The sequence below is a fragment of the Filibacter tadaridae genome, assembly GCF_900609045.1.
Lineage (GTDB): Bacteria > Bacillota > Bacilli > Bacillales_A > Planococcaceae > Sporosarcina > Sporosarcina tadaridae.
Map to the genome: position 1 here is coordinate 226026 of NZ_UXAV01000044.1, position 18439 is coordinate 244464.

Here is an 18439-nt window from a genome sequence, read left to right on the forward strand (position 1 = left end):
CTATTCAAGCGTAGTAACTCGCAACACTTCTTCCAGAGTCGTAATTCCTTGTTTCACTTTCAGAAGACCATCTTCTACCATTAAGTGAATGCCGTCTTTTTCCATTTGACTCCGAATAGCATCGGAATTCATCGCTGTCATCATAATGGTCTTTATTTCCTTACTGATTGGCAATACCTCGTGAATCGCAATTCTTCCCTTGTACCCCGTTCCATTACATGATGGACAACCATGGCCTTTTCGTAATTCAGTTACGTCCATACCATACTTGTGAAATATAGAACGTGTTGCCTCATCAGGCGTATAGGCTTGCCCACAATCTCGACATACTTTTCGAACGAGACGCTGTGACACAATCCCCACAAGAGATGAGGAAAGTAGAAATGGTTCAACGCCCATATCACTCAAACGTGCAAGCGATTCAACGGCACTATTTGTATGTAACGTACTAAGAACCAAGTGACCTGTGAGTGAAGCCCTGACCGCAATTTGCGCTGTTTCCAAATCCCGGATTTCCCCAATCATTACGATATCAGGATCCTGACGTAGAATTGAACGTAATCCCGATGCGAATGTCAAGCCTACATCATCTCGAACTTGAATCTGGTTAACTCCTTCTAACTGGTACTCGACAGGGTCTTCAACAGTGATAATATTGACGCCCTCGGTATTTAGCGTACTGAGACCTGCATAAAGTGTGGATGATTTCCCTGACCCGGTTGGTCCTGTTACAAGGACAATACCATTTGGTGAAGTAATCATTTTCTTGAACAACCCTAGATTATTTTCTGAGAAATTCAGCTTTTCGATTGAATTTAACGCACTTCCCATATCCAAAATCCGCATAACCATTTTTTCACCAAAAACGGTTGGTAATGAGGAAAGTCGGATATCAACCGCCCGTAAGTTAATAACGGTCTTAATACGGCCATCTTGCGGAACTCTATTCTCAGTAATATTTAAATTCCCTAAGATTTTAACGCGCGCAATGATGATACTTTGCATATGTTTTGGTATGGCTCGCTCAGTGCGTAGAACACCATCTACTCTGTAACGAATGCGCATTTCATTTTCCTGGGGATCGAAATGGATGTCACTTGCATTCTGGGCGACGCCATTCGCAATGATCTGGTTTACTAGTCGAACGATTGGCGATTCCTCATCCAACAATTCAGCATCATTAGCAACTTCTTGAAGAGTGACGTCACTCATTGCATCTTCCATCGATTGTTGTAAATCATAGTACTTTGTTATCGTTCGGTAAATGTCGCTTTTGGATGAAATACGTGGTTCAACATGATACCCCGTCGTAAGCCGTATTTCCTCAATCGCGAAATAGTCCATCGGATCCGCCATCGCGACAAATAATTTGTTCCGTTCCCGACTGATAGGCATGACTGAAGCCCTTTTTGCAAGCTCTTCAGGAATCAGTTTAAGTACTTCTGGTTCAATTGGAATCTGGTTTAAATGGACATGCGGTACACCTAACTGAAACTCCAGCACCTCTATCATTTGTTGTTCGGTCAGGAGATTCACCCGTATTAGGTAGTCCCCTATTTTTTCTTCATTCATTTTTTCGTTGAGAGCTGTTTGCAATTGCTCTCTGGTAATAGCTTCCGCATCAACAAGTAAGTCACCAATTCTTTTTCTTTTAATCATCTGTGCATCGCCTCTTACTTTCCAGGCGGCTCGACAATATTGCCACCTTTGTCGTAAATTACTTCTTCGTCTTTTTTATCCATAGGTTGATTTAGATCATCATTTTGACCGGCATCCGTATTCAACGTCGCTCCATTAGAGTCTGATTTGTTTTCTTCATCAATCAGGTTATTCGCTGATTGATTGGAACTTTCATTTTCTTGATTTTCATTCATCCCAGAACTCTCTCCCGACAAAACGCCATTACTCCCATCCGCCTTCGGTAAAGGTTTCAAGATAACACGATGTGTAGGTGGATAAAAATCAGTACTAATCAGATTATCTGTTTCAAAGGAACCGAACTTTTCTGATGTCTTACGATAAGTTGAAACTTTAACGCCCGATTTCCCGACTTCTACTATTTTTTCGCTATTTTGCGCGATGTCCGCTGAATAGCGATAAATCGTACGTGGTAAAATTTCTTGTTTATCTCTTTGATAGAACTCTGCATCTACATCAAGTGGAAGCGAAAATAATTCTGCTGTTACATAGTTATCTTCCACACTAAAATGAAAAGTACCTGGAACAACATTTGGATTAGTAAATAGAAGGTCTTTGCTCAATACCTGATTCACATGTGCTTCAGTCCCAGGTGTAAATGACTTGAATTGGACAGGGTTTGCATGACGTTCTAAAATCGAATAATTAGATTGTAAAACGAGTGTATATAGCAATGAAGCCATGAAATCCAACGCTTCTGGATCATTCAGTTCAACGAGATTACTTACAATTTCTATATAAGATAGTTGTTCATCAGGTTGTATGGTGTATCCTTCTAAACGTTCAATAAGTAATTCCAACGAACTATTGTTCACTTCGATTTCCTTTACAACTACCGCAATTTGTTCTTCATCAATCGATTCAATATTAGATTGAATCGCCTGCACAGTATTTGTTAAAAAGTATCCTATCTCTTCATTAACTTTCTCAATTGTTTCATCGATAACAATTGAGGCGTCACTCCTTAACATATCAATCACTTTTTCATCCATTGTAAATTGAATTGGCACATCTACCAGTATATTCTTTTTCCAAAACTCATACCAGGGTTGATGCGTTTTTTGTAGAAATTGTTCGATAGTTTCATTTACATGAAATTGGATTAACGAGGTATCTAATTCAATCGTTCCATGACTTTTCTCGATTAACAATGGCGTTTCACTCCATTGTAGTAGTTTCTCTGCTAACAGTTGTTTAATTTCATTTTTGTCATCTGTATCGATTTGGATTCCTGCAATGGTGGACACATCGTTCTTTTTAGAAGCTGCTGCCACATTCGAAAAAGGGCTGATTTCAGTTAATGTTAGAATGAAAACAAGGAAAATAGAGCTTATTTTGATGAGCTTTTTATTCGATAATTTATGCATAGTGCCCTCCTACGAATAAGAAATGTTGGGATATTAATAGTTCAATAGACTAATCGCTATCGGATTTAAAACAGGGAGAAGAATTAAAATCGGTCTTTCGCTCTAAATTATAGCCTACTAACAAGTGAATAGATAGAGAGTTAGAATATTTTTATGTTATCATATTGGTACTTATAGTAATCATACATAAAGGGAGGATGGACATGCAATCGGAAAAAGGATTTTCTCTACTAGAAGTTGTTGCATCACTTGTCATTATTTCCATAGTTCTACTAAGTTTCTACCCTTTTTTCATAAATGCTAAAACAATGTCCGACTCTAATATGGAAAGACTCGTTGTAATCAATCTAGCAGATGCGACATTAGAAAGATTAAAAGCAGATCCTTATGCTTATATAGAAAAACCGAGTACCGATCCAGATTATTTAAGTATAAAGTCTGGTGAAAAAGTTTATTCAAATACAAACTGTCAAAAAGATGGCGTGGTGCCTGATCCATGCATCCCTTTTTCAATTGAATTAAATGGGGAAAATTATTTTGTGGTTGTAAAGTCATCCCAAACAAACGGGGAATCGGAATCGAAGTTAATTGAAATACTTGTCACTGTAAAAAATGAGAGCGGAAAAATCAACTACTCAGTGGAGGGATATATACCTTATGGACAAGCATCTACAAAATGAGTCAGGGATGTCACTTGCCGAGTTGCTTGGAGCCATCGTTATCCTTTTCATAATTACAGCACTCACCTTCCCTATTCTTCTCAACGGTATCAAAACTGCAAATACTATCCAGCAAGAAACGATGTTCCGAGATGAAGCGGATTATTTGATGGTTGCGTTGCTGAAAGAGCTATATGTGACGAAAGAATCAGAGCTTATTAGTAGAGATACCCATGAGGCGGGGACCCCAAATTACTATATTGAAAGAAGTACTAAGGATGGGGAGACAGTTAATACGAAAACAGGATTCATTAATAACAAACTCGTTGTAGCAAATCAAGTTATCAATACAAAAAATGAAAATATCTCTATACTACCTGGCTCTTCTATCGTTAAGAAAGAGGAGGGACAATACGAAGTGATACTCCTTCTACACTTAACAAGCAAGAAAGGAAAAACAATGACATTTAAAAACTTTATTAGGACGATTGATGACATAGACAAAAAGGAGGTTAATCAATGAAGCACATTAAAAATGACAAAGGCTATGCATTATTCCTTACCTTTGTAGTTATTATTCTATTTACAGTTCTCGGCATGACGACGCTCGCGCTTACTTCAGATGGAATGAAGAAGAATGAAGTGAGGGAAGAGAATGTGCAAGCATCTGCACAGGCGGAAAAAGGCATTGAGCATATTGTTGCACAGATTAACGGAGAATTACAATCAGCAATAGATAATGGAATAATGACTTCGACAGGTGCTACTGGAATTAAAAAAAGTTTGTTCGAAGATATGCTTGACAAGACCTTAAGAAAATATAATTGCAAAACTGGTAGCAAAATCGTTCCAAAAGTTAGTGGAGGGAATGGTTCATACGAAGTTTGCATCAAAACTATTGAAAATAAAGAATCGTTGCGAAAAACAGTACATTTTTCGAGTACTGGCATTTCAGGAGAATCCTCAAGTAAGACATTAATAAGTAAAATTGAAATAGGTGCAGAGCCATTCCCAGATTCACTAAAATATACAGTTAGCGCTTACAAATCCAAAAAGTGTCAAGATAGTGGTCTTTGTATATCCGGGGAAGGTAATTTGTTTCTTCACGGCGGCATATCTATAACTGGAGATATGAAAGTCGATGGAAACTTAATTTCAACTGATGAATCTTATACACCTACAAGAGGACAAGAATATTATCTTGAAGATAACAATTGGATAGGTTCAACTTTACCTGAAATGAAGTCTGTATCGAATGAAGAAAACTCAATCCTAACTTTAGCAGGCGATTTATACAAATATAGCGTTCCTTCAAATGAAAATTATTTAACCAATAAAGTAAGATCAAAAAACTATTACAAACATACAACTACGACCGACTTCTCTAATATAAAATACGAAAAAAAAGAAAATGTACAAGATCTATTTTCTAAGGCCCCAAAATTAGTTAGAAATGAACCAATAAGAAGTGATATCGCAATTGAAGAAACAATATCAAACTTTTCGTATGATAAGAATGACTCTAATGTTGAAATATTTAATTCGGAAGGACCCAAAGTTTTTGAAAGACATAGGACATTTGTAAATGTTAATAGACCCAATAGCAAATTGTATGCAGTCTACTGTGATTCCGGTTTACTATCTGAGTGCATATTTAATGTTAATCCAAACTTTGGTGGTACATTTTATATGGTTGGAGATAATAATATTGGCCAATTTGCAACCTTGGAAAACTTTCATATAGGAAAACATATATTTGGCGGCAACATCAAAGCCACTTTTAACGAAGGTTTATACGTTGGTAAGAACTTAACAATCGGAAAAACTATTAAATCAGATATTGGTTCAGCCCTTGGAAAACCTAATTTAAATGTTCAAATTGCGGGTAATATTTACGTAAACGGGGATTTAGATATCTCAGGAGTTAATGGGGAATTCAATTCAGTGATATACGTAAATGGAGATGTAACAATTGACCATTCCATATTAAAGGGATTGGTTAAGGATGGAAAAGAAGGGTCTCTTATAATTTTTGCAAAGGGAAAAATAAAATTTACAAAGAATAGCCTATTCGAAAATACACCCAGTGAAATTCGTGGGTTCTTTTACTCTCAGACCGGCATAGAGATTTTTGCTTCCGCTTCAAATATTAAAATCAAAGGCGGACTTTCAGCACCACATATCAGTTTAAATGGAACACGTGGAAGATCAGGAACGGGTGGACTTTTTGGACTTGTTAGACCATTTGAACCTAGTCAACACTTTTTTGGGGAGTCCGAGTACTATGAAACGGTTTTTAACCAGAAAAGTAATGACCCAGAGATGTCAACTCCTCGTTTACAGATAGAATATGATCAGGAGGTAATTGAAAATTATTCAGATATGAAAGGTCAAGAGCAGATTATTTATAGTGTTATTCAGCCTCAAATACTAAGCCGTGAAGTTAACTAAGTTAACAGTTCGAATAAATTTAGTTATATTTTAATCCATTGTCTAACTTTGGTTCTAAAATTACTAGATTCTGTATTAAGCCATACATTTATAATCGAGTACCATATACTAAAAAGAGTCGAAGAAGTGGATTGATAATCCACTTCTTCGACTCTTTTCCAATTCAAACATGTATACTCTTGTCTCCCCCATATACCCCAACCCGATTTCTCCCAGCTTGCTTCCCGCCAATATACAACGCCCGATCCGCATTCCTTATTAAAGCTTTCGCATCATCGGCATCTTCTGGCACGCTTGCCACGCCAATACTGACAGTCATATGGACATCAACGGGCTCACGTTCTTCGGACAAGTCAGGTACAATCGTGAATAGCGATTGATCAACTTCATGTCGAATTTGTTCTGCGAGTTCGATAGCTGCTTCTTTTTCGATGTCTGGCAACGCAATAACGAACTCTTCTCCCCCGTATCTAGCTAGAGTAGCCTTTTCCGGCACAACCTTTTCAAGAAGTCGTGCGAGAGCAACTAACAAGTCATTGCCACTCTGGTGTCCATAAGTGTCATTGATGGATTTGAAATGGTCGATGTCCATCATAATGACGGATAACGAGGCGATTTCCCTTGTATGTAAACGAATCATTTCTTCATCAAGGGTTGCGTCAAGGTAACGGTAGTTATAAAGGTGCGTTAACCCACACCGTTCGCTATTTTCGATGGTTTTTTCATAATAACTGGCTTTTACAAGTGATATCGCAAAATAGCCGGTCAATATATCGACGATTTTACGTTCAAGAGACTGGAAGACGTTTTTCTTGTTGGAAGTCAGAATGAGAAATCCTTCTGTCTTTTGGTTACGTCTTATCGGTGCCGTCATGACACACTTTACGGAATCCAAGAATTGAAAGTTCTTTAATGACCGCAGTTCCTTTTTTGATCTTAATATGGTTGTGACGTCTAGGCTGAGACCATCATTCTCTTCTTTCAATGACTTGAAATCAATACAAGACGCGTTTTGGGAAATAAGACCGTTTTCAGAACTCATTAACAAATATAAATGCTCACCTGATCGTAAATCCAGTACATATGCATTTTCGTAGGATACAACATCTTTCAACTTTTCGATGAATGTCTTAATGACATCGTCAACTCTTAACTGGTCGGCCAGTTTTCGACCAACGCTACTTGCCGAAGACAATTTTCCGTTGAGATTATCGGACTGATTGTACATTTTCCCAATCAAAAGAATGATGAGAAATGGAATACCCGTTAGTATAATTGCCTTGTTACCAAGGTGTTCATACAAAAAATAAAGGGCGATTGCGAAAGGAAGCAATAACATCGTAACAAGGAAATCCCATGCAATATGTTTCTCCCAAAATGTAAATACGCCAAATTCAAAATATAAATAAAGCTGCATGATAATGCTATTCAATACAGTATAACTGACCGCATATAAAAGACCGAATAAGGAAATATGAAAGAAATCCAATGAGCCAATAACGCCGCCCATATAGTGGAATATGTATCCACTAATAAAAGATACAAGCGTGAAAATTAAAGAATTAATGAAAAAACGATGTAGGGCTGGTGTATCCGTTTTACTTCCGAATAATAATAGAAACATTGCCAGCTGTGTGAAAATCAGTTCAGTAAATAAACCATATTGAAAGAATATTGTAAATGTTATCCATCTCTCCAATGATATCATTACATTTTGAAATTTGAAGGGCAAAAACATTGTAATGAAAAGAATTGCGAATAGGAAAATGACATTTTCCCAATCAATTGGCAAGGAGGGGGAATAGGAATAGGCGTTATAAACACCTAGCGGAACAATAAGTAGCCATGCGAAAAATATACTAATCCGTTGCTTTTTTGAATTCAGCAATTCTATTCCTCCCTCCCGTCAATTAGCTGAATCTGCCCGTATACTTATCTTATTTTCCATACTCATTTCACATATGAAGCAACTCGATTTCGTCCGGCATGCTTCGCGCCTGTATAAAGCGCACGGTCCGCATTACGTAATAAGGACATCGCTTCATCGGTGTCTTCCGGTGCCGATGAAACACCGATACTCAATGTAATCGTTACTTCAAGCTGCTGCTTATCATCCCCCAGATCCGGGGTGATTAGAAAACCGGATTGGCTGATTTCCGCACGTAGTCTTTCAGCAAATTCCATCGTCATTTCTTTTGACATATTCGGTAGGATGTAGACAAATTCCTCTCCTCCATACCGACCCACGGTTGCGCCTGTTGGCAACAAATCCTCAAGCTTCCTTGCCAATTGGTAAAGAATATCGTTACCACTTTGATGTCCATATGTGTCGTTTACATTTTTAAAGTGATCGATATCGAGCATAATGACAGAGAGATTGGTTATCATGTCTTTTTGTAGCTTATCCATTTCATAGATTAATTTCTCTTCTAGAAACCTGTAATTGTAAATCTTCGTTAAAGCACAACGTTCACTTCTCGTAACCGCTTCTTGCATATAGCGTGCCTTTTCAACCGCTACGGCGAAATAAGAGCATAGCAAATCTAGTATTTGCAATTGGTAGTCATCGAATGCATTTATCTTCTCTGAAGCCAATAGTAAGACGGATTCGACTTTCTTATTGCGGGATATCGGCACGCAGAGAACGCTTTCAATTGAATCCTGTGCGGTCCCCTTCCCAATTAGTTCCCATTCCGCCTTTTTTGAATAGATGATGGGTTGATTTTTTTCAAGGACTAAACCGGCGATCCCTTGTCCACTCACCATTTGATCGAATTCGATGTCTATGAATGTTTGGTGTTTATATACACGGATTGGTTCAAGCCAGCCCTCTACATGATCGAAAAGATAGGAGAAGCTCGAGTCGAACATATCCGCGACTTCAATGACAAAGCGATCGATGACTGCTTTTTCTGTCAGCATATCCGATAAGCCATGGCCAATGTCCCCTGCTTTCTGCAAGCTTTCATTGATTGTTTCCGAATTGCTGTACAAACGAATGACTAGGATGATGAAAAAGAATGGAATACCAAGCAATAAAAAAGAACCAATTCCTACGAATTGAAGTAAATAATATTGTGTAAGTGATAAAGGCAATATAACGAAAATCATTCCATAATCGAAAATCATCTCTTTAGTGAATAAAGGACTACTATTTTTTTTATAAATCGCAACTAGCTTTATGAATATGTCGTTGAATACCATATGGGCTACTTGGTAACAAAATACTGCCAAAATGAGGGGCCAAAATTCGTCTGATCCAATCTCACCGCCAACCAATCTAAATACCCATGCTGCACTAATTGATAAAAAGAAAAAAACCAAAGAATTAAGATAAAAACGGATGGAGATTGGATTCTTGTTTGAAGTATTGAATAAAGTGGCCAAAAGTGCAATCTGCATAATAATCATTTCAGTGAATATCCCATACAGTAAAAATGCGGGAATGGTAAGCCACAGTACAAGAAATACTGGTGTTCCATTTCTAATTATCGGAAACCGCACCGTGAGGAATCCAAATACGATGAAGAATGCAATGGATAACCAGTTCACTTCTGTAGGTGGATAGGTACTATATAAATAGATGGAACCCGGCGGAACGATTAATAACCAGACGACAAATAGCTTAATCGTGGACCTTTTGATACCCCACATAAAACAATCCACTCCCAATCGGATTTATCAGAATTGCTAGAGTTGTAAATGTCTAAATAATAATAACATATAGTTATCAATATTAACTACTCTTTTTGGATTATTTCTCTTTTAAATAGTACTTTAGACTAGACAACAAATAGAGAGAACCTGTTACTATTATCTTTAATTCGCCACGCTTTTCTAGTGTTATCGTATCATTAACGGCATTTATCACTCTTTTATGTTGATGTGAACAGTTTTCAATCATGTGGCCTGCTTGTTCCGCTTGCGGGTGTGAAAATGTTAAAAAAGTAAATGACCCAGCAACAGGCATGAGTGCGTTCAACGTTTTTTTTATGTCTTTCCCTTTTATCATTCCCATTACAAAATCAACTTTCTCACCTGGAAACTCGCTTTGGATGGTTTTCGCTAATGCTTTTGCAGCTGCCGGGTTATGCGCTCCATCTAGAAACAAACCTGGTTGAATCTCTTGGAATCGATGGTTTAGTTGGGCATTTGCAATTGCTTTTGCGACTCGATCCCCGTTTAGATCCATTTTTGCCGCCAATAATGCCTCTATCGCAAGGGCTGCGTTTACGCCTTGATGAGGACCTTTCATTTTCCGGGTAGGTAGGGGAATGGTTTTAGTTCCTACAAAAACTTCTTGCTCTGTACCCTCCATTTTTAAATCTATTCCATAGTGTGCTAGCGGGCTTTCCTGTTCCAATGCAATTCGTTGAATTGTTTCCAACGATTCTTCCTGCATTGGCCCGATTACGACAGGAATCTTGTTTTTAATAATACCCGCCTTATGCCCCGCAATTTCTGCAAGTGTCGTGCCAAGAAATGCGCTATGTTCAAGGGCGATTGATGTAATGACCGATACGAGGGGCGTTACGACGTTTGTACTGTCCAATGTGCCGCCCATCCCTGTTTCAAGCAATACATAATCGGGCGCAATCCGTCTCCATGTACAAAACGCGGCCGCAGTCAATAATTCAAAATCCGTCAGCAACCCACTTATACCAGCTTCTTTTAATTCATGGAAAGAGTTATTTAATTCGTCTTCGGAAATAGGGTTTCCGTCTATTCGAATTTGATCGTGAATATCGATTATTGCAGGAGAGGAGAAGACGCCTGTCGAAAAGCCGTGTTCTTTCAATATTGCTTCCATGAATGCGATTGTCGAGCCTTTGCCGTTTGTTCCTGCAACGTGGATAACATTCAATTTCTGCTCGGGATTGCCGAGTTTGCGAAGTGCTTCTTGGACCGCTTCAACGCCTGGTTTGACAATGTCGTCACTTTCTATTTCCCAGCGTTCTTTGTAAACTGACATGTTTGGAATCAATTAAAACCCTCCATATGATAGAATCTAGTTAATGAAATTATACCACGGTTGGAGGAATCGCAATGACAAGTTGCTGGGTGATTTATAACGGAAGTTTGACGAGTGATAAATTCAAGGATCAAGCGGAATTGTTGAAAGAGGCGGCAGAACGTGCTGGTTTACAAGCATCATTGAAAAAGAATTATGAAGTGATGATGGATCTTGGACAAGGGGTAGATTCCCGTCCGGATTTTGTTGTTTTTTTGGATAAAGATATTCTATTAGCCCATTTTTTAAAAAATGAAGGAATTCCCGTTTTCAATGATCCTGAAGTGATTGAAACATGTGACAATAAAGCGAAACAGTATTTACTGTTGGCAAACCATAGCGTTCCAATGCCCGAAACGATAATCGCACCGAAAGTGTATCCGGCATTTACAATCCGTGATTCAGGTTACTATGAACAGGTACTGGACCGGCTTGGATTGCCCCTTATCATTAAAGAAGGCCACGGATCCTTTGGGATGAAAGTGTATTTGATTGAAACTGCCGAACAATTTTATGCGAAGACGGATGAATTACATGGTGTCGACTATGTCTTTCAGAAATTCGTTGCGACAAGCAGAGGTCGGGATATCCGTGTGAACATCGTCGGCGGTGAAATCGTTGCCGCCATGTATCGTCACTCTGAAACTGATTTCCGGGCGAATATCACGAACGGCGGTGTTGCGACAGTCATCGAACTCACCGCGCAACAGAAAACGTTAGCGCTACAAGCCGCTTACGCTGTCGGTGCAGAGTTCGCAGGCGTCGACTTACTGTATGGCGATAATGAAGAACCACTCGTCTGTGAAGTGAATGCAGCCGCCCACATCCGCAACATCTACAACGTCACGGGTATTAATGTTGCTGATGCGATGATTGCGTATATTTTGGGGAAGCTCGGATGAAGGGTTACGTTTACTACTCTGAAAAAGAATCGGTGAGAAATAAAGCATTTATTGACGACTTAACGAATGAGTCGCGAAAACTCGGCATTGAACTTAACTTGCTAGTTGAAGATGAACAACCCGATTCCGATGCAGATTTCATCCTATTCCGGGACCGTAATTCCGAACGTGCTGCATTGTACGATGCGGCAGGTTTCCGGTTATTCAACCGAGCAGAAGTGAACCGCATCGCCAACGATAAATTGCGGACATTTGAACTGGCTACCCTACTTGGTGTACCTGTAGTTCCAACGAGAAAAATCCGCTCGATCGACGAAATCAATACCTATCCTTGCGTCTTGAAAACGGTCGATGGTCATGGCGGCAACGAAGTTTTCCTCTGTACATCAGCGTTGGATGCAGCATCGTTTTTCAATGACTTCCACGACAGGAAATTGATTGTCCAGCCTTTTATCGAATCGGGAGCTCGGGATGTACGCGTATTTATGATTGGTAAAGAAGTTATCGGGGCCGTGAAACGCACTGGAAACGGCTCGTTCAAATCAAACTATACGCTTGGTGGATCAGTTGAAAAGTATATACTATCCAGTTGGCAGGAGAAAGACGCAATGACAATTGCCAAAGCGATTAAAAGTGATTATGTGGGGATTGATTTTTTATTGTTGCCGGATGGCAGATGGATGTTGAATGAGATTGAAGATCCTGTTGGGGCTAGGTCGTTTTATGATACGTGTGATGTGGCGATTGCTGGGAAATTGATAGGGTATATTAAAGAGAAAATTTCCGGAGAATAACCGTCTGCATATAAAAAAAAGGTACCGGGTTATGAAACAATTCGGAGTCGTTTCATAACCCGGTACCATAAATGACTCTTTTATAAGTATTCTGCATCCACTCCAGGCTGTATCTCCCAATTATAAACCTTGCCAACCGGTGGTCCTGGGTTTGGGTCTGGGTTTGGGTCTGGGTCTGGGTTTGTATTTGGTTTTGGACAAGCGGAAAAATCAAAGTTCGTAGGTGGTTTATATTGGTTTCCCTGGTCTATGTTATCGATTATAGTGTTTCCTACTACATATACTTTCGAAATGCCAGTTGGCTTATATTTAAGATATGCATTTCCATAGACTACTGCGCAACGCGTACCATTCACTGACATGTGACCTTCAACATGCATATCTTCTCCCACTGAAATTTTAGTTCCACTGTCAGAGTTCTGGCTTATTGTTAAAGCTCCTTTAACAATAAAATCGCCACCAACCGTCAAGGTAGTTCTATCATAATGACCCCGACCGACCTCTAAGCTGCCAGCACTAATAAAATCCCTCCAAACAGAAAGACTTGTATTATCACTAGTATCTCCACCCACTGTCCCACCACCAATTCTCAAGGAGTTTTTGAACTCCCATTTCAAGTTGCTCCATATATTTATAGCCCCTGCAATTTCATATTCATCTGCCGTCGAAAATACTTTTCCGGGAGGAGTTGTAGTTATAACTTCTCCACCACCTGGATTGGATGTTACAGGATATTCAGACCCTTCATCACCCAATATGTCACCTGTTGAGACGATTGTCACTCTAGCTTTTATAGTTTTCGAAACGTCTGCTATTGCACCGGTACTTTCTACAGCTAGGACAATCTCTGTAGGCTTATCTGTAAGATTGTAGTTGCGTTCGCATTCTTTGTTTATTTGATTCTGACTCATATCTTCCTCTTCCAATATATAAGTGCCTTTTGTAGAGGATTCTGGAATTACATTGACTTTTTTTGTTTTTTTGCATAATCCTATAAAATAGTTTTTTGACGACTTTTCATAATCAATTTCAGTTATTTTCTTGTTATTCTTCCAATAAGTCACATAGTCAGGTTTAAAACTTTCATTATATTCTTTTAAAGTTTTTCCAACCTCAGCCTTGTAATGCAAAACACCCATTTCAGCCAAATGCCTTGCCTGCACTTGTTCTCCTTTTTTATGAAACTGTTTTGTTGCAGAAATGTTCATCGTCAGCAGTCCTATACCAAGGACAGTGAAGACGACTATAATCATCAATACCATCGCTAATGCGCCGCCATGTTCATTGTTTCCCGCTCTCATCTTCATCCCTCCCTAGTGTAGTTTGCTTAACGTCGTTTCGACTATGTAGAATAAATCACCTTTCAAAACTTTCAAATAAAATTTACTGTTTTCTTTACGGTTAACGGTGATTGAATCATCACATTCGTCTTCGCAATCATCATCTGCTTCTTCACAATCTTCTTCATCTTCCTCTTCTTCACAATCCTCTTCATCATCATCTGCTTCTTCACAATCTTCTTCATCCTGTTCTTCTTCCTCTTCTTCTTCTTCTTCTTCTTCTTCTTCTTCTTCTTCTTCTTCTTCTTCTTCTTCTTCTTCTTCTTCTTCTTCTTCTTCTTCTTCTTCTTCTTCTTCTTCTTCTTCTTCTTCTTCTTCTTCTTCATTTTCACCTTCATAACAAAGTTTATAGATATAGCCTTCAGAAATAATCTTACTTTCTATTTTCAAAGTTTGATTAACATCATCACTATAAATTGTAAATGAACCAGATCCTTGCCCTAAATATTCATTCCTTACTACTTCTGTTATATAATTCGCTTCCTGTTGTAGCTGTTGTCTGGTCGTGGTTCGATTAGATGCCTTGATGCCATTTATTAAAACAGAACCAAGTAACGCCATGATTACACCAACAATGGCAAGAACCGCAAGTAGCTCAACGAGTGTAAGACCGCGTTCGTTTTTCATTAGCTCCCCCCACCAAAATACATTTCAGTTGTGAAAGATGACTCTTTAATTCCTTCTTTAGAAAAAGTTTCCACTGTAATTCTAGCTTTCTGTAATCCAGCTGGACCAGGCTGGATTACAATATTAACATCGTATCCATCGTAACTATTATTTACATACTTACCGTTTTCTTTACTTTTCCAATTCCGTACATCGGCAACTACGTCTTCTGCTACTTCTACAGCCGTCAATTTCTCTTTGTTGTGTTGCGTGAATTTTGCGGATTGGAGAAAGAATGTGAAAAATACAACGAGCACAATTGAGAGTATGACAAGTGCTGCCAGAATTTCAACAAGGGTTACTCCTTTTTCGTCTTGATTATACTTTTTCATTGCTAATCCCCATCCTTTCTTAATTGACATAGTAGGTTCTATTTTATAGATATGCACCAGCGAAGGCACCTTACAGGGGTAGCCGAAGCAATAAGACTGACAGTGTTCTGTCTGGCTTATTGCGGGAGGCATCCCCAAGCGCCGAAGCGAGTTGAATGAACTTCTATGAATCCGGATGCCAGCTTCTGCCACAATTTGAAGAGCACAAATGGTGTCAGAAACCGGCACCGGGTGTGTGGAATTATTTATCTATATTTAGATTAGATTAAGAAGCAAGTTCTAGTAAACTTGAATCCATAGTACCACAGATTCCAAGTTTCGAGCTAGAGACAACATTCTATTCGCCCAAAAACCCCGTCACATTTCGCGACGGGGTTACTCGATTCGTTATCAAATTTCCTTCATTTCCTCTATACGGCGCTCGACCGCTGCGTACTTTTCAAGATAATCCTTTTCCTTGGCGCGTTCTTCCTCAACAACTGCTTCGGGTGCTTTGGACATGAAGCGTTCGTTGGAGAGTTTGCCCTGGACGCGTTTTACTTCGCTTTGCCATTTCGCTAATTCTTTTGTGAGGCGAGCGATTTCTTCGTCGATGTTGAGCAATCCTTCAAGTGGCAGGAATAATTCTGCGCCTGTTACGACTGCTGACATCGATTTTTCAGGTGCTTGGCTATTTTCGCCGATTGTCAGTGTTTCTGGGTTACAGAAACGTTCGATGTACATACGGTTTGATTCCAGCACGGTTACTGTCGCTGCGTCTTTTGCAGAAAGGGTGAGTGGTACTTTTTTACTCATTGGTGTATTCACTTCTGCGCGGATTGTACGTACGGCACGGATGATGTCCATGAGTAATTTCATGTCAGTTGCACGTGTATGATCCGTTAACGCTGCATCTGCAACCGGCCACGCAGCGACTGTGATTGATTCACCTTGGTGCGGTAGGTTCTGCCAGATTTCTTCTGTGATGAACGGCATGAACGGATGAAGCAAACGCATTGTGTTATCAAGCACATAGGCAAGAACGGAACGCGTCATTTTCTTCGCTGTTTCGTCTTCACCGTACAATGGCAGTTTCGCCATTTCGATATACCAGTCACAGAAATCGTCCCAGATGAAGTTGTAAAGCGCACGGCCGACTTCACCGAACTCATATTTGTCGGCAAGTTTCGTTACTTGCTCGATTGTTTCATTCAAACGTGTCAAGATCCATGCATCTGCAACGGATTTTTCACCTGTTAGATTGATTTCATCATAAGTCATGCCATCCATATTCATAAGTGCAAAACGGGATGCGTTCCAGATTTTATTGGCAAAGTTCCAGATGGCTTCGACTTTTTCCGTTGAATAACGAAGATCTTGGCCTGGCGATGAACCTGTCGACAAGAAATAGCGTAATGCATCTGCGCCATATTTTTCGATGACATCCATTGGGTCGACACCGTTACCGAGCGATTTGGACATTTTGCGACCGTCTTCTGCACGAACAAGTCCGTGAATCAATACGTCTTTAAATGGACGTTGGTCCGTAAACTCAAGTCCTTGGAAAATCATCCGTGATACCCAGAAGAAGATGATGTCATAGCCTGTTACAAGCGCATCTGTCGGGTAGTACCGTTTGAATTCCTCATTGTCCACGTCCGGCCAGCCCATCGTTGAGAATGGCCATAGAGCTGACGAGAACCACGTATCGAGTACGTCGTTGTCCTGTCTCCAGTTTTCACTATCTTTCGGCGCTTCATGACCGACGTATACTTCGCCTGTTTCATTATGGTACCAAGCTGGAATGCGATGCCCCCACCAAAGTTGACGTGAAATACACCAATCATGGACATTTTCCATCCATTGTAAATACGTATGCTCGAAACGGTCAGGAACAAAGTTGACTTTGCCTTCTTGTGCTTGAAGTTTGATCGCTTCTTCAGCAAGTGGCTGCATTTTCACAAACCATTGCGTCGATAAATACGGTTCAACGACTGCACCACTACGTTCAGAGTGACCAACTGAGTGCAAATGCTCTTCAATTTTGAATAAAACAGCCGTCTCTTGCAAGTCTTTGACGATTTCTTTACGGCATTCGAAGCGGTCCATTCCATCGTATTTGCCGGCAAGTGCATTCATGGAGCCGTCTTCTTTCATCACAAGAATTCGGGGAAGGTCGTGGCGATTACCGATTTCAAAGTCGTTCGGGTCATGAGCAGGTGTAATTTTCACTGCCCCACTTCCAAATTCCATGTCGACATAATCGTCGGCAATAATCGGAATCTCACGACCGACGATTGGTAATGTCACCATTTTACCGATTAAATGTTTGTAACGTTCATCTTCAGGATGTACCGCTACTGCTGTGTCGCCAAGCATTGTTTCCGGGCGAGTTGTCGCAATTTCGATACTACCTGTTCCGTCTGCTAGTGGATAGCGCATATGATAGAATGCACCTTGAACGTCTTTGTGGATGACTTCGATATCTGAAAGCGCCGTTTTTGTCGCAGGATCCCAGTTGATGATGTATTCACCGCGATAGATGAGTTTTTTATTGTAAAGTGTGACGAAAACTTCTTGAACAGCCTTGGAAAGTCCTTCATCCAACGTAAAGCGTTCACGTGAATAATCAAGACCAAGTCCTAATTTCGCCCATTGTTCGCGAATATGATCTGCATATTCTTCTTTCCATTTCCACGTTTCTTCGACGAATTTTTCGCGACCTAAGTCATAACGGGTAATGCCTTCTTCACGAAGTTTCCCTTCAACACGTGCTTGTGTTGCAATGCCCGCGTGGTCCATACCTGGAAGCCAAAGTGCATCATAACCCTGCATGCGTTTCATGCGCGTCATAATGTCCTGCAGAGTTGTATCCCATGCATGACCTAAATGGAGTTTACCTGTAACGTTCGGTGGCGGAATGACAATCGTATAGGGCTTTTTCCCGCTTTCCGGTTGCGCTTCAAAGTACTTCCCTTTCAACCACCATTCATAGCGACCTTTTTCGATGGCCTGCGGATCATATTTCGTCGGCATTGTTAGTTCTTCATTTGACATTCTATTTCCTCCTTTGATTTTTGGGAATAAAGAAAAGTGGTTACTTCTAATTTTTAAATTTGGACACAAAAAAACTCCGTTCGTCTTAAAGGACGAAGGAGCTGTTCGCGGTACCACCTTTATTCGTGCACGCAAACTAAACGCACACCTCAAAACTGTTTAACGGCTTCAAACCGGTTTCCA

Annotated in this window: 14 protein-coding genes and 1 other annotated feature (1 of these 15 running past the window's edge); of the genes, 5 read left to right on the forward strand and 9 right to left on the reverse strand. The window is 39.9% G+C overall.

Going from position 1 to position 18439, the window contains the following annotated elements:
- Nucleotides 1-1659 carry a GspE/PulE family protein gene (locus FILTAD_RS14185; RefSeq protein WP_124071622.1) on the reverse strand — a complete coding sequence of 553 codons (1659 nt, stop codon included), beginning with the start codon at nucleotides 1657-1659 and terminating at the stop codon, nucleotides 1-3.
- Between the two features lie 14 nt (nucleotides 1660-1673).
- On the reverse strand, nucleotides 1674-3065 hold the full coding sequence (locus tag FILTAD_RS14190) for a VanW family protein (protein ID WP_124071623.1): 1392 nt from the start codon (nucleotides 3063-3065) through the stop codon (nucleotides 1674-1676).
- A 203-nt stretch (nucleotides 3066-3268) separates the two neighbouring features.
- Here FILTAD_RS14190 and FILTAD_RS14195 point away from each other — a divergent pair, with 203 nt between their 5' ends.
- The 3 genes from FILTAD_RS14195 to FILTAD_RS14205 are packed head-to-tail and all read left to right on the forward strand — an operon-like array spanning nucleotide 3269 to nucleotide 6175.
- Nucleotides 3269-3745, forward strand: coding sequence for a type IV pilus modification PilV family protein (locus FILTAD_RS14195; RefSeq protein ID WP_160117620.1), 477 nt, complete (start codon nucleotides 3269-3271; stop codon nucleotides 3743-3745).
- A complete protein-coding gene (locus tag FILTAD_RS14200; protein ID WP_124071625.1) occupies nucleotides 3723-4247 on the forward strand; it encodes a type II secretion system protein in 525 nt (174 codons plus the stop codon). Before FILTAD_RS14195 ends, FILTAD_RS14200 begins: the two co-directional genes overlap by 23 nt.
- Nucleotides 4244-6175 carry a hypothetical protein gene (locus FILTAD_RS14205; RefSeq protein WP_124071626.1) on the forward strand — a complete coding sequence of 644 codons (1932 nt, stop codon included), beginning with the start codon at nucleotides 4244-4246 and terminating at the stop codon, nucleotides 6173-6175. Before FILTAD_RS14200 ends, FILTAD_RS14205 begins: the two co-directional genes overlap by 4 nt.
- A gap of 163 nt (nucleotides 6176-6338) precedes the next feature.
- On the opposite strand, the gene FILTAD_RS14210 is transcribed toward FILTAD_RS14205, so the two are convergent.
- The 3 genes from FILTAD_RS14210 to FILTAD_RS14220 form a co-directional block, all read right to left on the reverse strand.
- Entirely contained in the window at nucleotides 6339-8063 is a 1725-nt protein-coding gene (locus FILTAD_RS14210) for a GGDEF domain-containing protein (RefSeq protein WP_124071627.1), read from the reverse strand.
- Between the two features lie 62 nt (nucleotides 8064-8125).
- Entirely contained in the window at nucleotides 8126-9829 is a 1704-nt protein-coding gene (locus tag FILTAD_RS14215; RefSeq protein WP_124071628.1) for a sensor domain-containing diguanylate cyclase, read from the reverse strand.
- A 100-nt stretch (nucleotides 9830-9929) separates the two neighbouring features.
- Nucleotides 9930-11159, reverse strand: coding sequence for a bifunctional folylpolyglutamate synthase/dihydrofolate synthase (locus FILTAD_RS14220; RefSeq protein ID WP_124071629.1), 1230 nt, complete (start codon nucleotides 11157-11159; stop codon nucleotides 9930-9932).
- Between the two features lie 62 nt (nucleotides 11160-11221).
- Between FILTAD_RS14220 and FILTAD_RS14225 the strand changes: the two genes are divergently transcribed.
- Nucleotides 11222-12088, forward strand: coding sequence for an ATP-grasp domain-containing protein (locus FILTAD_RS14225; RefSeq protein WP_124071630.1), 867 nt, complete (start codon nucleotides 11222-11224; stop codon nucleotides 12086-12088).
- Nucleotides 12085-12882: an ATP-grasp domain-containing protein gene (locus tag FILTAD_RS14230; RefSeq protein WP_124071631.1), complete on the forward strand. Its 798-nt coding sequence runs from the start codon at nucleotides 12085-12087 to the stop codon at nucleotides 12880-12882. The genes FILTAD_RS14225 and FILTAD_RS14230 overlap by 4 nt, the downstream gene beginning before the upstream one ends.
- An 80-nt stretch (nucleotides 12883-12962) precedes the next feature.
- On the opposite strand, the gene FILTAD_RS14235 is transcribed toward FILTAD_RS14230, so the two are convergent.
- The 4 genes from FILTAD_RS14235 to FILTAD_RS14250 all read right to left on the reverse strand — a co-directional run bounded on the left by FILTAD_RS14235 (nucleotide 12963) and on the right by FILTAD_RS14250 (nucleotide 18256).
- Nucleotides 12963-14183 (reverse strand): hypothetical protein, encoded by a 1221-nt coding sequence (locus FILTAD_RS14235; RefSeq protein ID WP_124071632.1) that lies wholly within the window; start codon nucleotides 14181-14183, stop codon nucleotides 12963-12965.
- Nucleotides 14184-14195: 12 nt separating this feature from the next.
- A complete protein-coding gene (locus FILTAD_RS16000) occupies nucleotides 14196-14849 on the reverse strand; it encodes a type II secretion system protein (protein ID WP_124071633.1) in 654 nt (217 codons plus the stop codon).
- Nucleotides 14849-15220 carry a type IV pilus modification PilV family protein gene (locus FILTAD_RS14245; protein ID WP_124071634.1) on the reverse strand — a complete coding sequence of 124 codons (372 nt, stop codon included), beginning with the start codon at nucleotides 15218-15220 and terminating at the stop codon, nucleotides 14849-14851. The genes FILTAD_RS16000 and FILTAD_RS14245 overlap by 1 nt, the downstream gene beginning before the upstream one ends.
- Nucleotides 15221-15610: 390 nt before the next feature.
- Complete coding sequence (locus FILTAD_RS14250) at nucleotides 15611-18256, reverse strand: valine--tRNA ligase (RefSeq protein ID WP_124071635.1); 2646 nt, start codon at nucleotides 18254-18256, stop codon at nucleotides 15611-15613.
- Between the two features lie 85 nt (nucleotides 18257-18341).
- Nucleotides 18342-18439: a binding site (T-box leader), on the reverse strand; it runs 135 nt beyond the window's last position.